This window comes from Nitrosomonas eutropha (assembly GCF_900116685.1).
Classification (GTDB): domain Bacteria; phylum Pseudomonadota; class Gammaproteobacteria; order Burkholderiales; family Nitrosomonadaceae; genus Nitrosomonas; species Nitrosomonas eutropha_A.
The window spans coordinates 173,140-192,233 of sequence record NZ_FPBL01000004.1 but is presented as its reverse complement, the minus strand read 5'-3'; the positions used below and the strand labels follow the sequence as shown (position 1 = coordinate 192,233).

Genomic DNA, 19,094 nt, shown 5'->3' with positions numbered 1-19,094 from the left:
CCATGCCGGTATTCAACCATACAGATGGTCAGATATTTTTATAAAAACTGGCAGGATATTAGAGATATCCTTTATTTGATACATACCGCGCGCACCTGATGAATATCGGTAATTCCCTGCAGCACTTTCTCTATCCCATCCTGTTTTAGGGTACGCATGCCGTCACCCAGCGCAGTAGTCAACATTTCAGCAACACGAGCGTGTTCCTGTATATTTTTTTTGAGTGCATCAGTAGCTGTCAGCAGTTCGTGCAAACCGGCCCGTCCCGCATAACCGGTTCCTGTGCAATGCTCACAGCCGACCGACTGATACAGCGTAATTTGCCCATTTTCATCCCCATATTGCTGAACCCAACGGGCTTCAATTTCGCGATAGGCTGCATCAGGATCAACCTTGAAGTGCTCGATGTTTTTCAGTTCTTCACAATACTCTGTCAGTAACGCACGAATTTCCTCCCGACTGGCCGCGTGTGCCTTTTTGCATTTACACAACCGTCTGGCCAGACGTTGCGCCAGAATCCCCAGCAATGCATCCGAAAAATTGAATGGATCCATACCCATATCCAGCAAACGGGTGATGGATTCCGGCGCACTGTTAGTATGTAACGTAGCAAATACCAGATGCCCGGTAAGTGAGGCTTCGATACCGATCCCGGTCGTTTCCTTATCACGCATCTCGCCTACCATGATGATATCTGGATCTGCTCGCAGAAAAGATTTCATGATGGTGGCAAAGGTCAGACCGGCTTTGGTGTTGATTTGTACCTGACGCAATCCTTTCTGCGTGATTTCAACCGGGTCTTCCGCCGTCCAGATTTTGGTTTCCGGCCGGTTCAGATATTTGAGAATGGAATGCAGTGTTGTTGTTTTACCGGAACCAGTCGGCCCGCAAACAAAAAATAATCCATAGGGCTTACTGATAATTGATTTCAATTGCTCCAGATTGGCAGGAGTAAATCCCATTTTTTCCAGTGGAATTGGCTCGCCCGCCGCCAAAATACGCATCACGACATCTTCCACGCCACCGGCTGAAGGAATGGTTGCAACCCGCAGCTCAATATCAAGTGGCGCAAATTTCCGGAATTTAATCTTGCCATCCTGTGGTTTGCGTTTTTCTGAAATATCCAGATCACACATGATCTTGAGACGTGTCACCAGCGGATTGCGGTAACTAGCGGGAATTTCGATGTAAGGCATCAGTGCACCGTCCTTGCGGAAGCGGACACTGGTTTTTCCCTTACCGGGCAAGGGTTCAATATGGATATCCGAAACCCCCATTTTATAGGCGTCCATGATAATGCGATTCACCAGTTTGACCAGTTCGTTGTCTGCAGCAGCTGAGGCTTCATCTGCTTCAGCCTCTCTGGTCTCTTCCACGACCTCTTCCAAATTGGAGAGCATATCGTCAATACTGCCCCCCAGATTTTCAGCCTCTGTGCCGCCATAAAACACATCCAGCGTAGCTTTGAATTCGCGCTGGGTACAAACCGTGTAGATGATTTTACGCTTCGGAAAAATCTGATGGACGATACGCAAGGCCTTGATACGCTCGGGATCCAGCGTCAGCACCACTAATCCATCATTCCCGTCATCTATCGGCAACCAGCTATTACTTTCAACAAATTCACGTTTGAGATTTTTCAGCAAATCCAGCGGCCTGATTCGATCCGCTCTGTAGCCCTCATATTTCACACCGAAGAAACCGGCCAAAGCTTCGCCTATCTGCATAACGCTGATACCAAATTCATCAATCAGCACATCTTCCAGATCACGACCCGTTTCGCGCGCCCGCCTGGTCGCCAGCTCAAACTCACTGGTGCTGATCACAGCATTGACGATCAGCTGATCATAACGGGTCTTGCCCAGCAGCTGCTGCATCCGGTGCTGTTTAAAGGCAGCCGCCAGTACCTGGCAAATTTCACCCAGGTTATCAACCGTCTTCTGTGAAAAAGGCTCGTCAGACTTATTGTTAATGAGCTGTACCACACCCAGCAAATCATTATCACCACTACTCGGGATCGGCACCACAAGCATCTGTTTGGTCCGGTATCCTGTTCGTTTATCCACTTCCTGTAAAAACCGCAGGTATTCCCCCTGTCTCCTGAGTTCATTCCGATCATAGACATCTCTAAAATTGACAATTTTTCTGTGTAAAGCCACGAAACCAGCAACACTCTGTTCATTAATCGGTAATTTCAGATCCTGGCAGGAATCCAGCCCGGTTTTAATCCGCGAAACAAGACTGGCTCTATCACCGCTTACGGTATAAATCGTCAGGCGATCTGCATTAAATACCTCGCAGATATCCCGGCTCACCTCAAACATAATTTCGTCGATATTCCCCGCTGCGTGAATTCTGTCAATTACGGAACGCAGACGATCGATGGAATCAAGTGAAATTCCCGCTGTGGAGACAATGTCCGAACCAGTTTGAAAAGCCTGAGATGTACTCATGTTTACGCTATCCTAAAATTCAAATATCTGATTACTCATCAACCTGCGGGGGCTGAAACGCGTAACGCCAGCAAGAATTTCGCGCATGGTGACTTCCGCTTCTCCCTGCCGCAGGTGAGTAATATATATTTCGGCATCATGTTGCAGTTTATTCAGTTCATTTACCAGCATGGTCGGATGAAAATGTCCGGAGCGTGCTGCGATATCCTGACCAGCATCACTGAAAGCAGATTCGATAATCAGATAGCGCAGGTTTGAAATCTGGTTAATAGCTTCCCATAACGTATCATCAGCAGCAGTATCACCGGTGAATACCAGGCTGGATTGCCCGGAATCAAGCTGAAAACCTACTGCTGGAACGATATGACACGCCGGTAAAGGCGTGATCCTACGTGAACCCAGCACCACAGCTTCATCTACAGTAATTGGCTCATAGCGCATATAAGGGTGAGCTGCATCGGGAATACAGGAAAAATCCGGCCAGATATGCCAGTTGAAAATATGTGCCTGCAGACACGCCAGCGTGGATGGCAGAGCATGCACAACCAGCGGTCGGTCGCGCAGACTGCCAGCTGTATCTACCAGGAAAGGAATGAAAGCAATGTGATCCAGGTGGGCGTGCGTAACGAATATATGATCAATTCTCAACAGGTCATCCAGAGCAAGCGTGCCAACTCCGGTACCAGCATCGATCAGAATATCTTCATCCAGCAACATCGCGGTAGTATGGGAATCACTCCCTATTCCACCGCCACAACCCAATACTTTTAATCTCAAGACTACCAATCCTCCATTCCGGATTTAACGGAAAATTGCAGCAAATCATTTACTGCAACAAATGGAGGATTACGGCTGATTTCCGCTATTATTTAAGTAATAATACCGGAACAGTTGAAAGCTGGATTAGCTTGCTGGCAACAGAGCCAAGCAGCAAGCCCTTGACAGCGCCCAGCCCGCGCGGACCAATAACGATCTGGTCACATTTTATTTCTTCAGCAAATTGCAGGATCATGGTCTCCACCTCACCCACAACAATATGGTGCCGGTAAGCGATTCCTCTTTCTTCCAGGTAGTCACGAGCCTGCTTCAGGCCTTTAAGCCCTTCCTCCCGGTAATAATCCCCAATCTCTTCCTTGCTGACAAACATGGAAACATTACCAGTCAGTGGAATTCGCACATTCAATAAATGAATCTCCGGTTTTTCACGGTACCAGTCGAGTCGTTTTACAAATTCCTCAACTGCCCGTTCGGAAGCCTCGGAACCATCTACTGGCAGTAACATTTTTAGCATAAGACCCCCTTTTCACGTGTAACTCATCACAAACAACACTTGGATAATCAGCTGATACTGAAAATTTACTGCTTGATCGTTCTGCAACATATGCAGCCTGATTACCTGGATTCAATCTTTCCCCAGCAAATCGACTGAAACACCCATACTTTTATGTATCCGGGCTGCCAGCCACTTTCCAATACCGATCACCAACAGGGAACAGCTTACCGGAGCAAGCCAATGCAGATAAGCAGCCTGTGTATCCACCCACTCCTGGCTAATCGTATCAGTCGTCAGCAATCCACCGGCAATCCAGCCGAGCAGACCGGCACCAACAACAACGATAACGGGAAAACGCTCAATCCATTTCATCACCAGTTTACTGCCCCAGACGATAATCGGCACGCTGAACAACAAGCCAAATATCACCAGAGCGAGACTGTCCCTGGCCGCGCCGGCTATACCCATAACATTGTCCAGACTCATTACTGTATCAGCAACAATGATTGTTTTGATCACACTGGGCAGGGTGGCCGCCCCTCCCTTCACAATCGATCCGCTTTCGCGGGTGGCCGGTTCCGGTAACAACAGTTTAACGCTGATCCACAGCAGCAAAAAAGCACCAATTATTTTTAGATAAGGTAGCGCCAATAACTGGAGAGCGAAAAAAACCAGCAGGACACGTATCCCGATCGCCCCCACCATCCCCCAGAATACTCCCTGATTACGCTTGTTCTCAGGCAAATTCCGACAGGCCAGTGCAATGACCACGGCGTTGTCAGCGCCCAGTGCAATATCAATAGCGATAATCTGAAAAACGGCAACCCAGAATTGGGGATCGGCCATTCCCATCATTTTTACTCCTGTTGTCCGAAAATAAATGCAAGCACTTCATCCCGCTGCCGCAGCGTGTCCTGATAACCCAGATCAATCAGTGCCTGGCAGAAAGGTGCCTCAAACAATACATAGCTGAGCATGGCTGAGCCTTTGGGTCCCATCGCGCCGGCAGCATGAAAAAAATAACGGATTGTACGCGGTAAACTGCTGGCATACGCCTGTGCCAGTTCATCAATTCTTTCACTTGGCGTAATTACCATGCAGTCTATCGTCCGCAACAAAGGCATATTTCCTGTTTGTGTTTCTGGAATCAGGCTCAGCGTCTGGTTAATACGCCGCAAGCGCTCAAGATCGGTATCCAGGCCATCAACAAAAATGCTGTTCATCACATGTCCGGCAATCTGCGCTGGTGGCGGATAGCCAGTCACCTTGATACGTTCGCAATCGGCCTCTTTCTTTTCATTGACACCAATCACCAGCAAGCGATCTGCCCCCAGATGCAATGCCGGGCTCAGCGGCGCAAACTGCCGCATGGAACCATCACCAAAATATTCGCGATTAACCCGGATTGCCGGAAAAATCAATGGAATCGAAGCAGACGCCACCAGGTGCTGGATACCGATACGTGATGGAACACCGATACGTTGTGCACGCTTCCAGGGAATGATGCTGGGATTAGCCTGATAAAAAGTGACCGATTGCTCGGAAGCATAACCCCAGGCTGTTATGCCGAGCGCATGCAGCGCCCCGGCGTGAATACTCCTGCGTATGCCTCTGAAGGGCAAATGACAGGCCAGCAATTGTCTGAGCGGAGTGTTGTCCAGCAGTGAAACCGGTTTCCCCGCCATTCTGCTCGATACGATCGAGCCAAAATAACGCAACATCGTATGTAACACGCCGATCAGATCAGAGCGATAAATCTGGCCAGTATGAAGATTGCCCCAGACAGCCTCCAACCGCCTGATTCCCGTTGAAAAATGGGTTGCCGCCATGGCAAGGCCCGCAGCGTTGATCGCCCCAGCTGAAGTACCACAAATCACCGGAAAAGGGCTGCGTGCATGCGATGGCAGCATTTCGGCAATGGCTCGTAATGCGCCTACCTGATAAGCCGCCCGCGCACCGCCGCCGGTCAGAACCAGGCCCAACCTTGGCTGCTGTGAATCATTTCGGGGTATTTCACTCACGAACAACTCACTTTAGGACATTCTTTACTCTGATTCCTGCCAACATCATTATTCTCGTTCCTGCTTACCTTTCATTACCATGCCCACACTCGCGCGACTATACAGTAACTCTCACATCAGTGAGATATTCTCATGCATCCTGGTCAGCAAAAACCGGTTAACAACATCCTGGCCGAATCACAGGTTACAGCCCCAACAAGGCAAAGTGCTAAAATACCCTAGCACAGACACAATCAGCATTTTCCCTAAAAACAAACTGACACATCACTCACTATGGCACACACTGAGCTTTTCCCCCCCATTGAACCTTATGATCACGGCACATTGCCACTGGATGGCATTCACACCATGTACTGGGAACAATCAGGTAACCCGGAAGGTACTCCTGTTCTGTTCCTCCATGGAGGGCCCGGTGCTGGTGCCACGCCCGGTCATCGCCGCTTTTTTGATCCGGCACATTACCGGATTGTTATTTTCGACCAGCGTGGTGCCGGACGTTCCACTCCTCTGGGCGAAATAAAGGACAATACCACTCATCTGCTCATCCAGGACATCGAAAAGCTGCGGCACCATCTTGGTATTAAACAATGGCTGATCTTTGGCGGATCTTGGGGCAGCACATTGGCACTTGCCTACGGTGAGGCGCATCCTGAACGCTGCCTGGGATTTGTACTACGTGGTATTTTTCTTTGTCGCCCCAGTGAAATCAACTGGTTCTTGTATGGATTGCAAAATATTTTTCCGGAAGTCTGGCGCGAATTTGCATCCCGCCTCTCGGCAGACGAACAGCGCGACATTCTCACTTCCTACTATCGTCTACTGACTCATCCCGATCCTGATGTCCATCTGCCAGCTGCAAAAGCATGGAGCCGCTATGAAGGAAGCTGTTCAACCCTGTTACCCAACCCGGAGATAGTTAATTATTTCTCCAGTAATACTGTTGCGCTGGGGTTGGCAAAGATTGAAGCACACTATTTCAAGAATAATGTTTTCCTGCCGGAAAATAGCCTGTTGGACAACGTGCACAAGATTCGTCACTTGCCTGGTGTCATTGTTCAAGGGCGTTATGATGCGGTTTGTCCGATTGTCAGCGCATACGATCTGCACCTCGCCTGGCCACAGGCTGAGTATATCGTCGTCAATGACGCCGGCCATTCCGCCTGGGAACTGGGAATTCAGGCTGAACTCATCAAGGCTACTGAAAAGTTCAGGCAAATTCTGTAGTCAAACCGGGATCACCCGATTACCGTAATCTGGAAAGATCAAGATACTGCGCAAGTTGCTGCGCGTCAGGTAGCGCTTGATACGGCAAGATACCTAGTAATGGGCAATCCAGCCATTCAACCAGTGTCTGCAGGTTTGCTCCCGGCTGCAACATATCCGGATCAATTCTGTTTGCTACCCAACCGGCCAATTTCAAACCAGCTGATTCAACTGCGCGAGCTGTCAGTAATGCATGGTTAAGGCAACCTAGCTGCATTCCCACAACCAGGATTACCGGTAGATCTAGCACACTGGCCAGATCATGTGTATCGTATCGATCACCTGGCAAACCTGATAGCGACAGTGGCACCATGAAACCACCGACACCCTCGACAATCGTTATCTCTGCTGCTGTTTGCAGCTTCTCGCAAGCCTGCCGGATTACTTCCAGATCGATACGGACATTCGCCTGCTGTGCAGCGATATGCGGTGCTATCGGCTCGATAAAAGCATAAGGATTAATCAGCTCATGTGGCATACTGACCGTGCTAGCTGCCTGCAGATTTTCCACATCCTGCCATAGCCCATCTTCACGACCTGACACCACTGGCTTCATTCCGACAACGGTATAGCCATTCGTTGAAAACGCATGCAACAGCGCACAACTCACCGTGGTTTTACCAATACCGGTATCCGTACCGGTTACAAAAAATCCTGTTGCCATTAATTACGGATCCAACCCCAGCTTGCGCCGCGTCTCCGGCTTTAGCTGAACTTTATGCATCTCCGGTTTCCAGGCGTGACCATAAACCACTTCATAGGTTGCTGGCAGCCTGCCATCCTTGCGCAAGGTTTCATATTGATTGATCACTTGCTGCCATGTCGTCTTGCCCATCAGGCCGCGCCTGCGCCCTTGTGTCACATTGCGGGCACCAATTGCCTTGAGATCCTGCATAGCACTTCTGACATCATCGTAGGTCAGTGTAATGTATTCCATATCCATCACCGGCAACGAAAAGCCACAACCCACCAGCATATCACCCACATCATGCATATCCGTAAAACGATTGACATGGCTAAATGGATCCACTGACTTGAAAGCCTGCCGCAATTCCTTCAGTGTATCCGGCCCAAACGTGCTGAACATCAACAGGCCACCATCCTCCAGCACGCGATGCGCTTCTGCAAATGTCTGCCTGAGATCATTACACCACTGGATGGCAAGGTTGGACCAGATCATGCCAACGCTGGCTCCACGCAGGGGCAACTGTTCTATGTCTGCACAGATATAGCCTCTGGGTTGATGATGCTTGAATGGCAACCAACGCTGCCAACCAGGTATTTTCTCCAGCATGGCTGCACGCGCACGATCATGCATCGTCAGCGCAATATCCATCGACATGATTTCTGCCGCAGGATAGCGTTCGATCAACTTGCGCGTACCGTAACCAGTTCCGCTGCCTGCATCGATAATTTTACCTGGAACATATTTGATATATTCCAGACGTGACAGCATACGGTCGCATATTTCCCGCTGCAGCACGGCAGACTGGTCATAACTGGCCGCCGCCTGTTCAAACGACCGGCGCAGCATGCGCTTGTCAAGTACATGATCATAAAGCATCAAAACAACCCACGAATTGCTCAGGAAAAGAAAGAAACGGCGCATGGCCGCAATGAGGAAACAGCTTCAATTGCGCCTGGGGCAAATGTTGCTGTATCCATTCAGCAGCACCGACAGGCGCGATAACATCATTCTGGCCATGAATCAGCAGCACAGGCTGCCTGATTTGATCCAATTCAGCCCGCAGATCACTGGTTTGCAGAATCCTCAATCCTGCCTGCAACGTTGCAGATCCCGGTGACAAACCATTCAACACACTTTTGCGCAGCCGCGCCAGTACCCGGACCTGATCCTCGCTGCCGCTGACTTGCAGCGTCAAAAAACGATTGAGGGTTTGCACATAGTCACGCGCCAGATTTTCCATAAACAGGGTCAGGGTTAATGGTTCCATCCCCCACGGCCAGTCGGCACGTTTGACGAAACAAGGGGTACTGGCAACCAGCACTAATTGTTGCACCCGTTCCGGCATCTGTAACGCCAGCCTGATCGCCACCTGTCCGCCGAGCGACCAGCCGCACACAATGCTGTTATCAGGCAAATGATCTGCGATCACTTCGGTCATCTGCTCCAGCGAATCCAGTGCACAATCACGGCTGGCACCGTGCCCCGGCAAATCAATACAGTGTAGACGGAAGCGCCGGGACAGCGTCTCTGCCACACATTCCCATACACCACTATGCATGGCCCAGCCATGCAACAGCACCAGATCAGGCCCGTTTCCGCTCGTCTCAATATGCAACCGGGTCATATCAGCACCCGACCAGATCATGCAAGACTGCACTCAGTTGATCGACATCTTTCCCAGTATGAGCTGCAGACAAACTGATGCGCAACCGTGCCATGCCTTGTGGTACTGTCGGGGGGCGAATAGCCGGCACCCAGATACCACGCTCACGCAATGCCTGATCCAGCCGAACGGCCTCCCGGCTTTCGCCCACCAGCAATGGCTGTATCGGTGTATCCGATAGTAATAGTTGCCAGGGAAGAGATTGCAGCTTTTGTCGCAACTGTTCTATCAATTGAACAAGCCGTTTCCGTCGCCAGATATCCTGACTGATTAATTGCAAACTGGTCAGCAAGGTATGTGCCAGCAGCGGAGCAGCCGCTGTGGTATAGCCATAGGTACGGCTATATTGAATGAGTGTTTCAATCATTGGTGCTTGCGCTGCTACAAACGCGCCGGATACTCCTGCTGCTTTGCCCAGCGTTGCCATATAAATTAGATGCGGTATATTTCGCTCCACCTCCTGCAGATTATACAAGCTGCCTTTACCCTGTTCGCCCAGCACACCAAATCCGTGCGCATCATCCAGCAACAACCAGGCACCAAAGCGCTGACACAACGCAAGCAGCTCAGCAACCGATGCTCTGTCACCATCCATGCTGAACACTGCATCGGTGATGATCAGCCGCCGCCGGGCCTGTGTCGTTTTCAGCTGCTTCTCCAGGGTAGCAAGATCAAGATGGGGATAACGAATGAAGCGGGCACGCGACAGCAAAGCTGCGTCATTGAGTGAAGCATGATTGAGACGATCTGCAAAAATCGCATCCTCCCGCCCCACGAGCGCAGTCACCACCGCCATATTGGCCATGTAGCCAGTGGAAAACAGCAGGGCACGCGGAAGGCCAACGAACTCCGCCAGTGCCTCTTCCAGCTCATGATGTGCGCGAGAATGACCGCTGATCAGATGAGAAGCGCCCGAACCCACACCGTAACGTCGCGCACCTTCTGCCACTGCTTCGATCAGGGCTGGATGATTGGCCAATCCCAGATAATCATTACTGCAAAAAGCCAGAAAATCCCGGCCATCAATGGCCACATGCGGGGATTGTGGCCCTTCTAGCACTGGGCGAAAACGATACAACCCTTCCTGCCTGCGCTGTTGCAGCGCTTCAGCTAAATCCGGCAGCATGGTGGTTAAAGTGCGTGCAATCCCAGTTTTTCGAGCAAAGCCGCGTCCTGTTCCGTATCCGGATTGCCGGTCGTGAGCAGTTTGTCACCATAAAAGATAGAGTTAGCACCGGCCAGAAAACACAGTGCCTGGATAGCTTCCGACATCTGCCGGCGGCCAGCAGAAAGTCTGACCTTTGCCTTAGGCATGGTGATACGGGCTGCTGCGATAGAGCGGACAAATTCAAACGGGTCGAGCTCGGGTGTACCGTACAAAGGTGTGCCTTCGACCTGCACCAGGTAATTGATCGGTACTGATTCAGGATAAGGATCAAGGTTGGCCAGTTGTGCAATCAGGCCGGCTCGCGCTGTACGCGATTCCCCCATGCCAACGATGCCGCCACAGCAAACATTGATATTGGCACCGCGCACTTCGTCCAATGTATCCAGACGATTCTGATATTCACGTGTGGTAATGACCTCGCCATAAAACTCAGGAGAAGTGTCAAGATTGTGATTGTAGTAATCCAACCCGGCCTGCTTGAGTTGAACGGCCTGCCCGGGTTTCAGGATACCCAATGTGGCACAGGTTTCCAGCCCTAAATCCTTAACCGCACTGATGAGCTCGGTCATGTGTTCAATATCACGTTGTTTGGGTCCCCGCCAGGCGGCTCCCATGCAGAAGCGCGTTGCACCACTTTCCTTGGCTTTGGTGGCAGCCATTACCACTTCCTCACGCGACAAAATTGCTTGATTTTCCACCCCGGTATGATAACGAGCCGCCTGTGGGCAATAGGCGCAGTCTTCAGAACATCCACCAGTTTTTACTGACAGTAGCGTGGACAATTGCACACCATTAGCATCGTGATATTGGCGGTGCACCGTTTGCGCCTGAAAAATAAGATCATTAAACGGCAAACTCAACAGTGATTCGATATCTGCCACTAACCAGCGTGACGATGATTCCTGCTGTGCTGCCGAATCAAGGCTGGAATGTGTGCATCCGCTCTGTTCTTCAGAAATTAAACCAGTTTGGGATTCCATGATCATTTTCGGCGGTAGCCTGCTCCAAGTTATAATGAATAGCAGGCGATCATCACGGATACCTTTTAAGTTGTCAATTTTTTCTTCTGAAATTTTGAACAGGCGATTAAATTTTGTGCAATTATTCCAGCACAAGCATTGCGTGTTATGTCAAGCATCTGATCATCGAGATATCTGTGCAGCCTGCCTGCATGATCTTCCCAGACTATCGCAAGCACATTGCCCTTCTTGCCTGCTACCAGTACCCTCCTCACAGATTTGTGGCACTTGTCTGCGCAAGCCGCCCGCCTGGAACCAGATCAGAGCAGCCTTGCGTTACACTTATCCGGTTGATGCACTGATACAGGCACTGAAATACCGCTCCGATCTGCCGCTGGCACCAATACTGGCGGATTTGCTGCTGACAGAACTCCAGGAAGATTCTTTACCTGACTATGTCATTCCGGTACCACTTCATCCGGACAGGCTGCGGGATAGAGGATTCAATCAGGCACACGAAATCAGTCGCTATCTATGTAGAAAAACAGGATGTAAATTACTGCCTGCTGCCTGTGTACGCATACGCAGCACTCCTTCACAGACTGAGATTCCATGGAAAAAACGGAAACAGAATATTCGTAATGCTTTTATCTGTACGCAGAATTTTGCTGGAAAACAGGTCGCTATCGTGGATGATGTCATGACCAGCGGCGCCACCCTGAATGAACTGGCCAAAGTTATCCTTCGCCAAGGGGCAGGCAGTGTTCGCGCCTGGGTTGTCGCCCGGGCATTTCCGAGTTAATCATCTGAAAATAATACGGGCCGACAATCATTTAACCTGACAAACTGATCAACATGCTGCAGGTAATCCTCCATCAGCCGGAAATCCCGCCAAATACCGGCAATATCATCCGCCTCTGTGCCAACACCGGCGCACAACTGCACCTGATCAAACCACTGGGATTCAACTTGAGTGACCGGCAACTGAAGCGTGCCGGGCTGGATTATCACGAATGGGCACGCCTCACCGTGCATGAAGATCTGGCATCCTGCCTGAGCCTCATGGATGGATGCCGAATTTTTGCTGTCACCACCAAGGCAACAAAGCACTACGATAAAGTGGATTATGTAGCGGATGATGTCTTTTTGTTTGGCTCTGAAACTCGTGGATTGCCTGTTGAAGTACTGGAAGATTTCTCTCAGGATCGCCGTATCCGTATTCCCATGGTTCCTTCCTCCCGCAGTCTGAATCTCTCCAACTCAGCAGCGGTTATTATTTACGAAGCCTGGCGAAAAACTGGTTTTGATGGTGGTGTCTAGAGTGTAATATTCATCAGGTTGTTCACCTTCCTCATATCAGGCACTATGGGAATGTCTCCTTACTGCGAAGCAGTACAAACAGGACAGGAAAATGAATCTCCCCTTTTACACCATCGGGCATTCAACCCGTACATTGGAAGAGTTCGTTAATTTGCTGCGTACGGTACAAGTAGAACTGGTTGCAGATATACGCACCGTTCCACGGTCACGAACCAATCCGCAATACAACCAGGATACATTACCCGGCAGGCTGGCAGCATTTGGGATCGACTATGAATACATCACGCAACTGGGAGGATTGCGCGGTAAATCCAAGACTGTACTGCCAGATGTAAACGGCTTCTGGGAGAACCAGAGTTTTCACAATTATGCCGATTACGCGCTCTCGGATACTTTCCAGGAAGGTTTGAACAAGCTGATTGAGCTGGGACGTACACGCCGTTGTGTAATGATGTGTGCCGAGGCTGTCTGGTGGCGTTGTCATCGGCGTATCGTTTCTGATTATTTGCTGGCACGCAGCGAAACTGTTTTTCATCTGATGGGGCACAGCCGGGCAGAGGCTGCACATTTAACCGAAGGGGCACAGATTCAATCTTCCTGCACCATTACCTATCCGTCACAAAACGCTCCAGTCAGCTAAAGCGGTTTTGGTGCAAATATAAACAGATCTCCGCTTCTACAAACAGGGCGGGAGATTTCCTCAAAAACAAGGTGTAAACACCTGAAACAAAAATGCTCTAGCGCTGCATCTTTCAGCAAGTTCGCTCGCCAGCTCAAACAACAGCAGAGGATCAGCTTCAGCAGGACATCTTTATCCATACACGCAGTTTCGGGAAAAATTGTAAACCTAAAGTTCATTTCGCCAGATCTGGTCGTCGCTGTCAAACAGACGATTGGCTTCAGCCGGGCCCCAGCTACCCGCAGGATAGGTTGGAATATATTCGCGCTCGACTGTCCAGAACTTCAGGATCGGATCAATGACTCGCCACGCCCATTCGGCCTCGTCAAAGCGGATGAACAATGAACGGTCACCTTCAATAACATCCAGCAGCAACGCTTCATAAGCATCAAGTGTCTGCTCGTCTGTTCTAAGGAAACTTGCATTCATCTGCATCACCCGGGTATTCATATCAAGGCCAGGTTGCTTGACATGAATTTCCATCCGCATTGATTCTTCCGGTTGAATCGACAGCAGCACCCAATTAGGAGTAATCGATTCCAGCGGTGTTTCACGAAAAAGTTGTTGTGGAGGATGTCTGAAGCGAATCGCGATCATCGAATTCTGTTTGGGCATACGTTTTCCCGTTCGAAGATAAAATGGGACACCACGCCAGCGCCAGTTATCAATATAGAACTTGGCTGCGACAAAAGTTTCAGTAATTGAATCCGGTTCAACGTTTTCTTCCTGCTGATAGCTTGCCACCGTCTGTCCACTGATATTGCCATGCGTATATTGTGCGCGCACAGCATGCGCATGCACCGCACGCTTGGCGATTGGGCGAATAGAACGCAACACCTTAACCTTTTCATCGCGCAGCGCATCAGCTTCGAGTGCAGGTGGAGGCTCCATTGCTACCACAGTCAGCAATTGCATCAAGTGGTTTTGCAACATGTCGCGCAATGCACCAGCACGATCATAATAGCCAGCTCGTTTTTCAATGCCGATTGATTCAGCCACCGTAATTTGTACATGATCAATAAAATTGCGATTCCATAGTGGCTCGATCAGTGTATTGGCAAACCGAAAAACGAGCAGGTTCTGTACTGTTTCCTTACCCAGGAAATGATCAATACGATAAATCTGCTCTTCATCAAAATGCTGATGCAACACGCGATTCAGTACTTGTGCTGATTCAAGATCCTCACCAAATGGTTTTTCAATGACAACCCGGTTCATGCCACGCGGCTCGTTCAAACCAATTTCCTTAAGATTCTTGATCACCGCAACAAAATCAGCCGGCCGGATAGCCAGATAAAACACCGTGCGAGAGCAGGTCGATCCAGGTGCCAGATCAGCAGCCAGTGTACGATAGGACTCCGCATCATTGAGATCCCCCCGCAAATAATGGAAGCGTGCGAGAAACCGGTCTAGCACCATTTGATGGGATGGTTGGCTAACCTTGTCTTGCAATATTGCGCGCGTGTGCCCAAGCCAATCGTCAGTCGTCCAGTCACGGCGCGAGAAAGCAATGAGAGAAAGGTTATCTGCGAGGCGACCAGCATTTTCCAGGTCAAATAGTGCCGGCAACAGCTTGTGCGTGGCGAGATCACCTGTCGCACCAAAAATGACAAACGAACAAGGCAGGTTTTCAGATTGGCTCATGTTCACACCATCCATCATTCAATCCTTCTTGATAGCATGGCCACCAAAGCCATGACGCATTTTCGCAAGCATTTTAGCGGCATAATCATTTTTTCCCTGCGAGGCAAAACGCATCATCAGTGCAAGGGTAATCACAGGAGCAGGAATTCCCTGCTCCAGGGAAGCAAGTGCCGTCCAGCGTCCTTCACCGGAATCCGCTACGAAAGGAGCAATATCATCAAGCGCTTGATCTTCCATCAGAAAGTCGGCCGATAAATCAAGCAGCCATGAACGCACCACACTGCCATGTCGCCACAATTCGGCAATTGCAGCAAGGTCAAGATCAAACCCAGGCTTGTCTTTCATCAGCGCAAATCCTTCGGCAAAGGCCTGCATCATGCCGTATTCAATTCCGTTATGTACCATTTTCACGTAATGCCCCGATCCAACCGGCCCGGTATGCAGCCATCCAGTCTCCGGGGTTGGTGCCAATGCTTCCATATAGAGTTTCAGGCGCGCTGCAGCAGCATTTGATCCGCCAAACATGATGCAGTAGCCGTTTTCCAACCCCCATATTCCCCCGGAAACTCCGGCATCGGCAAATTCAACACCCTGCTCTGCGCAGCGCGCCGCACGAGGTGCATCGTCCTGATAATGCGCATTGGCACCATCCACGATCAGATCACCCGGTGACAACAACGGCAATAATGTAGAAAGTGCTGTTTCAGTTACTTCACCCGCTGGCAGCATTAGCCAGATGATGCGGGGTTTTTCAAGTGAAGCGACGAGGTCAGTATAACTTTTGCACGCTGTGTGTCCCGTTTCCCTAGCCAATGCCTCGGTTACATTAAAGCTGCGATTCGTTATCGCAATTTTTTTTCCCTTCCGAGCGAGACGGCGTGCCATGTTGCTGCCCATTCGTCCTAAACCCACCATACCGAATTCCATTTTTTCTCCTTTAAGCAGACACAATCAGGAATACTGATCAATCAGATACAGGATCAAGAACACCAGTCTCAGGCTGAATTCGCCATGGCTGCCAGTTCCGTTGCTAATTTACCAAGTGTTGCTGAATCGTCGAGCCCATCCAGCAAACGTTGCGGGATACCGGATAAGCCGGTTTGCGCGCCGACGAGTGCTCCAGTCAATATGGCCCGCGACAAATTCTGCCCACCACCATTAATTGCATGTAAAACAGCCGATTCAAAATCATCATGAAACCGAGCAGCCAGATAATAAGCAGCAGGTAGTAAGTGATAAATTGCACAGGGCATGCCGTACACAACGGATACCTTCCAGGCTGGTTCAATCCGGATATCAGGATCCACTGCCGCCGCAGCCATATAAGAAGGCGTAAGTAATGCATCTGGAGAAGCAAAATGCCCGGCACGTGGTGGATCCGGATCACCGGGGCGTGGCGGTTGCAGATTGTCACCTGTCACGGCGTGAAATGGCAACGCACCACTCTTCACGAGATTCATAAGTTTTCCAGATAAGTCGGTATCCAGCACATGCCCCTGAATCAGCAACCCCAGCACAGCACCGTAAGCTACAGTCATCGCCACTACCATCTCATCAGACTGGGTCAGTATCGTATTGTCCGTGATAGCTGCTGCGAGTTTGTCTGGGCGGCACGCATAACGAACAGCAATGGCCAGTGTACGCTCTGCTGCCTCAGTGGTATCAGCATGACCGCCGGTCTGCCCCCAACGCAGCTTTTGTTGTACGCGCCGCCGCCAGGTTTCACGGATTGACTGGCTGGTGTAACTGCCCGGACCATTGACAGGTGTACCGTCAAGCAGTGGAAAAAGTATTTCATCCATACGGCGGCAGAAGTCTTCCGTCTCGTAACCTCCCCGCTCAACCAGTGACTGAACCATCAGCTTCAGGATGAAACCTGCCTGCGATAATTGTCCTGCCTTTAAACCGGCATGGTAGCGGGCTGGTTTAGGATCAGTATAGTCTGTAATCCAGTCACCATAATCATGGCGAAGCTCGGTGAGATCATAATACCAATGTGGCCCTAACCCCAGTGCATCCCCGATGAATGCACCCATAATGGCTCCGGCAGCACGATCCTGCATATTTTTATCTGACATAAAACCTCCCGCTGCATACCCTGAAGAAATAAATTCTACAAACCCAAAACTCAGATCAGACATACTCGAAAACACTATATTACGCCTGACAAAACAAACATTGGGTTGCAACTACGGATTATTTAGTTCTTATTTCGCTAAGCAATACTTCGGGGCCATTAATCGGCTGGTAGATCTCAACAGTTTTATGCCGGGATTGCGCACCCCGTTTCAGGGTGATGCGTTTCAAGGGAACATTGAAGCGTTTTGCCAAAAATTCTGCTAAAGCACAATTAGCTTTGCCGTCTACCGGGGGAGCTGCCAGTTTTATTTTTAGCTCCTCGCCATGCACACCAATTGCTTCAGTCTGCCTGGCACCCGGCTGGATATAAAGTTTTAGTATCAGATTGTGATCGCGATCAAGGTAATACCAGCCCATCAAAACACGTGCACAATCTGACGCTGCAAGTTCTCCACAACCATCATCAGCACCTGCAGCAGAATCAAGGCAAATAATGGAGAAAGATCAAAATTGGCTATGGGAGGAATAAACCGGCGCAACGGTTCCAGAATAGGCCCGGTAAAACTTTCCAGCACAGGTGCCAGTGGGCTGTGCGGATTAATCCAGGACAATAGAGCCTGCACAATGATCATAACAAACAGAATATTAAGCGTCATGCTGGCCAGCTTGACGAATGCCAGTAAGATAAATACAAATATGCTGATACTCGCGCCAGAGCCTGCCAACAGATTGATACTGATCAAAATAATAAATTGGGCTAACCAGGCCAATACAAAGGTGGAGAGATCAAGCCCCCGCCAGCTGGGAATCACTCGGCGTGCCGGTCGTACAATAAAATCTGTCACGGTGACCAGAAATCTTGAAACCGGATGATAATAAGGAATACGTGACCACTGCACATAAAACCGCAGTAATAACGCCAGAGAAAACAAACCAAGAACAGTGTCCAGCAAAAATATTATTATTTGATTGGGCATAGTTTTTCCGTTGAAAGTTATGATTGTTTCTGCCCCGTTATCCGGATACAGACTGAAGAGCACCTCGAGTATTACGTGCGTCTAAATATTTCACCCATTTCCCGGGAACGATCATTGGCAATATGCATGGCGCGAATAAACGCACCCCTGATATCGGACTGTTCCATACTGAGTAACGCTTGTTCAGTCGCCCCCCCCTTCGAAGTTACACGTGTTCTCAGGGTTGCAAGCGTGTCATCACTTTGTACAGCAAGGTATGCCGCCCCCAGGAATGTTTGCATTGCCAGCTGTTTCGCGGTATCAGCTGTCAAGCCCAGCTCTGCCCCAGCCTGCTGCATCGCCTCCAGAAAATAGAAGACATATGCCGGGCCACATCCTGACAAAGCTGTCACAGCATCCAACTGAGCTTCTTCATCTACCCAGACAATAGTTCCGATTCCCTCCAGAATCCTCGTTGCCTGCTCCTTCTGCCGGACATCAACACGAGGCAGAGCGTATAAGCCTGTTACCCCCTTTCCGATTAAAGCGGGTGTGTTAGGCATGGCACGAATAATAAACTCATGCCAGTTCAGCCATTGGCTCAGATCATCTGCACGGACACCTGCTGCAATTGAAATAACAAGCTTACCTTGAAAAAATTGTGCTGCTTCGCTTACTGCGGCATGTAATTGTTGTGGCTTTACAGCCAGAACAACGATCTCGCTGTCCCGAATTCCATCAGTTATCAATGTAGTTACTGTAATGCCATATTTCTCGGCAAGTCGTTGTTGCTGCTGCGCATCAATCTCTACAACACTGATCTGTGAAGGTGCATGTCCATGCCGGATCAGGCCACCGATCATGGCGCCAGCCATATTTCCCCCACCAATAAAGGTAATATTCATGAATAACCCTGATTTATCTAAAT

The 19,094-nt window shown here is 49.8% G+C and carries 20 protein-coding genes; 4 read left to right on the top strand and 16 right to left on the bottom strand.

Translation table 11 applies throughout. The features are described 5' to 3' along the window. Positions 1-71 precede the first annotated feature (71 nt). From BM331_RS06555 to BM331_RS06535, 5 genes are all read right to left on the bottom strand, one after another. Positions 72-2,453, bottom strand: a complete 2,382-nt coding sequence (locus BM331_RS06555; RefSeq protein ID WP_074928120.1) for a GspE/PulE family protein — start codon at positions 2,451-2,453, stop codon at positions 72-74. 12 nt (positions 2,454-2,465) lie between these two features. Next, positions 2,466-3,230: a 3',5'-cyclic-nucleotide phosphodiesterase gene (locus BM331_RS06550; protein ID WP_074928118.1), complete on the bottom strand. Its 765-nt coding sequence runs from the start codon at positions 3,228-3,230 to the stop codon at positions 2,466-2,468. A gap of 88 nt (positions 3,231-3,318) precedes the next feature. Continuing rightward, on the bottom strand, positions 3,319-3,744 hold the full coding sequence (locus BM331_RS06545) for a universal stress protein (protein ID WP_011635149.1): 426 nt from the start codon (positions 3,742-3,744) through the stop codon (positions 3,319-3,321). 111 nt (positions 3,745-3,855) lie between these two features. Further along, positions 3,856-4,578, bottom strand: coding sequence for a TerC family protein (locus BM331_RS06540; RefSeq protein WP_074928209.1), 723 nt, complete (start codon positions 4,576-4,578; stop codon positions 3,856-3,858). A gap of 5 nt (positions 4,579-4,583) precedes the next feature. Then, positions 4,584-5,747 (bottom strand): patatin-like phospholipase family protein, encoded by a 1,164-nt coding sequence (locus BM331_RS06535; RefSeq protein WP_074928116.1) that lies wholly within the window; start codon positions 5,745-5,747, stop codon positions 4,584-4,586. A 273-nt stretch (positions 5,748-6,020) separates the two neighbouring features. Here BM331_RS06535 and pip point away from each other — a divergent pair, with 273 nt between their 5' ends. Next, positions 6,021-6,971, top strand: a complete 951-nt coding sequence (gene pip, locus BM331_RS06530; RefSeq protein WP_074928114.1) for a prolyl aminopeptidase — start codon at positions 6,021-6,023, stop codon at positions 6,969-6,971. A gap of 19 nt (positions 6,972-6,990) precedes the next feature. Here the strand turns inward: pip and bioD are convergent, their stop codons facing one another. Genes bioD through bioB form a run of 5 tightly spaced genes read right to left on the bottom strand, consistent with a single transcriptional unit; the run spans position 6,991 to position 11,509 of the window. Further along, entirely contained in the window at positions 6,991-7,674 is a 684-nt protein-coding gene (bioD, locus tag BM331_RS06525; protein WP_074928112.1) for a dethiobiotin synthase, read from the bottom strand. Between the two features lie 3 nt (positions 7,675-7,677). Continuing rightward, entirely contained in the window at positions 7,678-8,574 is an 897-nt protein-coding gene (gene bioC / locus BM331_RS06520; RefSeq protein ID WP_074928110.1) for a malonyl-ACP O-methyltransferase BioC, read from the bottom strand. Beyond that, on the bottom strand, positions 8,564-9,343 hold the full coding sequence (gene bioH, locus BM331_RS06515; protein ID WP_083414699.1) for a pimeloyl-ACP methyl ester esterase BioH: 780 nt from the start codon (positions 9,341-9,343) through the stop codon (positions 8,564-8,566). The genes bioC and bioH overlap by 11 nt, the downstream gene beginning before the upstream one ends. Beyond that, entirely contained in the window at positions 9,324-10,487 is a 1,164-nt protein-coding gene (bioF, locus tag BM331_RS06510; protein ID WP_074928108.1) for an 8-amino-7-oxononanoate synthase, read from the bottom strand. Before bioF ends, bioH begins: the two co-directional genes overlap by 20 nt. A gap of 5 nt (positions 10,488-10,492) precedes the next feature. Continuing rightward, on the bottom strand, positions 10,493-11,509 hold the full coding sequence (bioB, locus tag BM331_RS06505) for a biotin synthase BioB (RefSeq protein WP_074928204.1): 1,017 nt from the start codon (positions 11,507-11,509) through the stop codon (positions 10,493-10,495). A gap of 115 nt (positions 11,510-11,624) precedes the next feature. Here bioB and BM331_RS06500 point away from each other — a divergent pair, with 115 nt between their 5' ends. The 3 genes from BM331_RS06500 to BM331_RS06490 all read left to right on the top strand — a co-directional run bounded on the left by BM331_RS06500 (position 11,625) and on the right by BM331_RS06490 (position 13,448). Beyond that, positions 11,625-12,290, top strand: a complete 666-nt coding sequence (locus BM331_RS06500; RefSeq protein WP_256214839.1) for a ComF family protein — start codon at positions 11,625-11,627, stop codon at positions 12,288-12,290. 53 nt (positions 12,291-12,343) lie between these two features. Continuing rightward, the gene (locus tag BM331_RS06495) at positions 12,344-12,808 is read left to right on the top strand and encodes a tRNA (cytidine(34)-2'-O)-methyltransferase (RefSeq protein ID WP_074928106.1); all 465 of its coding nucleotides are present in this window, start codon (positions 12,344-12,346) and stop codon (positions 12,806-12,808) included. A gap of 91 nt (positions 12,809-12,899) precedes the next feature. Next, entirely contained in the window at positions 12,900-13,448 is a 549-nt protein-coding gene (locus tag BM331_RS06490; protein WP_074928104.1) for a DUF488 domain-containing protein, read from the top strand. 207 nt (positions 13,449-13,655) lie between these two features. On the opposite strand, the gene zwf is transcribed toward BM331_RS06490, so the two are convergent. The 6 genes from zwf to proC form a co-directional block, all read right to left on the bottom strand. Further along, positions 13,656-15,131, bottom strand: coding sequence for a glucose-6-phosphate dehydrogenase (zwf, locus tag BM331_RS06485; protein WP_074928198.1), 1,476 nt, complete (start codon positions 15,129-15,131; stop codon positions 13,656-13,658). An 18-nt stretch (positions 15,132-15,149) separates the two neighbouring features. Next, positions 15,150-16,058: a phosphogluconate dehydrogenase (NAD(+)-dependent, decarboxylating) gene (gene gnd / locus BM331_RS06480; RefSeq protein ID WP_074928103.1), complete on the bottom strand. Its 909-nt coding sequence runs from the start codon at positions 16,056-16,058 to the stop codon at positions 15,150-15,152. A 68-nt stretch (positions 16,059-16,126) separates the two neighbouring features. After that, on the bottom strand, positions 16,127-17,209 hold the full coding sequence (locus BM331_RS06475) for an ADP-ribosylglycohydrolase family protein (protein WP_074928195.1): 1,083 nt from the start codon (positions 17,207-17,209) through the stop codon (positions 16,127-16,129). Between the two features lie 118 nt (positions 17,210-17,327). Then, complete coding sequence (locus BM331_RS06470) at positions 17,328-17,627, bottom strand: DUF167 domain-containing protein (RefSeq protein ID WP_074928101.1); 300 nt, start codon at positions 17,625-17,627, stop codon at positions 17,328-17,330. Then, positions 17,627-18,187, bottom strand: a complete 561-nt coding sequence (locus BM331_RS06465) for a YggT family protein (RefSeq protein WP_074928099.1) — start codon at positions 18,185-18,187, stop codon at positions 17,627-17,629. Before BM331_RS06465 ends, BM331_RS06470 begins: the two co-directional genes overlap by 1 nt. A 71-nt stretch (positions 18,188-18,258) precedes the next feature. Further along, positions 18,259-19,071 (bottom strand): pyrroline-5-carboxylate reductase, encoded by an 813-nt coding sequence (gene proC / locus BM331_RS06460; RefSeq protein ID WP_074928097.1) that lies wholly within the window; start codon positions 19,069-19,071, stop codon positions 18,259-18,261. Positions 19,072-19,094: the final 23 nt, after the last annotated feature.

What these genes read in the sequence shown, in the direction of transcription:
- BM331_RS06555 (WP_074928120.1), bottom strand. Translation starts at nt 2,453, where the DNA reads ATGAGTACATCTCAGGCTTTTCAAACTGGTTCGGACATTGTCTCCACA.
- BM331_RS06545 (WP_011635149.1), bottom strand. Translation starts at nt 3,744, where the DNA reads ATGCTAAAAATGTTACTGCCAGTAGATGGTTCCGAGGCTTCCGAACGG.
- BM331_RS06540 (WP_074928209.1), bottom strand. Translation starts at nt 4,578, where the DNA reads ATGGGAATGGCCGATCCCCAATTCTGGGTTGCCGTTTTTCAGATTATC.
- pip (WP_074928114.1), top strand. Translation starts at nt 6,021, where the DNA reads ATGGCACACACTGAGCTTTTCCCCCCCATTGAACCTTATGATCACGGC.
- bioD (WP_074928112.1), bottom strand. Translation starts at nt 7,674, where the DNA reads ATGGCAACAGGATTTTTTGTAACCGGTACGGATACCGGTATTGGTAAA.
- bioC (WP_074928110.1), bottom strand. Translation starts at nt 8,574, where the DNA reads ATGCTTTATGATCATGTACTTGACAAGCGCATGCTGCGCCGGTCGTTT.
- bioH (WP_083414699.1), bottom strand. Translation starts at nt 9,343, where the DNA reads ATGATCTGGTCGGGTGCTGATATGACCCGGTTGCATATTGAGACGAGC.
- bioF (WP_074928108.1), bottom strand. Translation starts at nt 10,487, where the DNA reads ATGCTGCCGGATTTAGCTGAAGCGCTGCAACAGCGCAGGCAGGAAGGG.
- bioB (WP_074928204.1), bottom strand. Translation starts at nt 11,509, where the DNA reads ATGGAATCCCAAACTGGTTTAATTTCTGAAGAACAGAGCGGATGCACA.
- BM331_RS06495 (WP_074928106.1), top strand. Translation starts at nt 12,344, where the DNA reads ATGCTGCAGGTAATCCTCCATCAGCCGGAAATCCCGCCAAATACCGGC.
- BM331_RS06490 (WP_074928104.1), top strand. Translation starts at nt 12,900, where the DNA reads ATGAATCTCCCCTTTTACACCATCGGGCATTCAACCCGTACATTGGAA.
- zwf (WP_074928198.1), bottom strand. Translation starts at nt 15,131, where the DNA reads ATGAGCCAATCTGAAAACCTGCCTTGTTCGTTTGTCATTTTTGGTGCG.
- gnd (WP_074928103.1), bottom strand. Translation starts at nt 16,058, where the DNA reads ATGGAATTCGGTATGGTGGGTTTAGGACGAATGGGCAGCAACATGGCA.
- BM331_RS06475 (WP_074928195.1), bottom strand. Translation starts at nt 17,209, where the DNA reads ATGTCAGATAAAAATATGCAGGATCGTGCTGCCGGAGCCATTATGGGT.
- BM331_RS06470 (WP_074928101.1), bottom strand. Translation starts at nt 17,627, where the DNA reads ATGGGCTGGTATTACCTTGATCGCGATCACAATCTGATACTAAAACTT.
- BM331_RS06465 (WP_074928099.1), bottom strand. Translation starts at nt 18,187, where the DNA reads ATGCCCAATCAAATAATAATATTTTTGCTGGACACTGTTCTTGGTTTG.
- proC (WP_074928097.1), bottom strand. Translation starts at nt 19,071, where the DNA reads ATGAATATTACCTTTATTGGTGGGGGAAATATGGCTGGCGCCATGATC.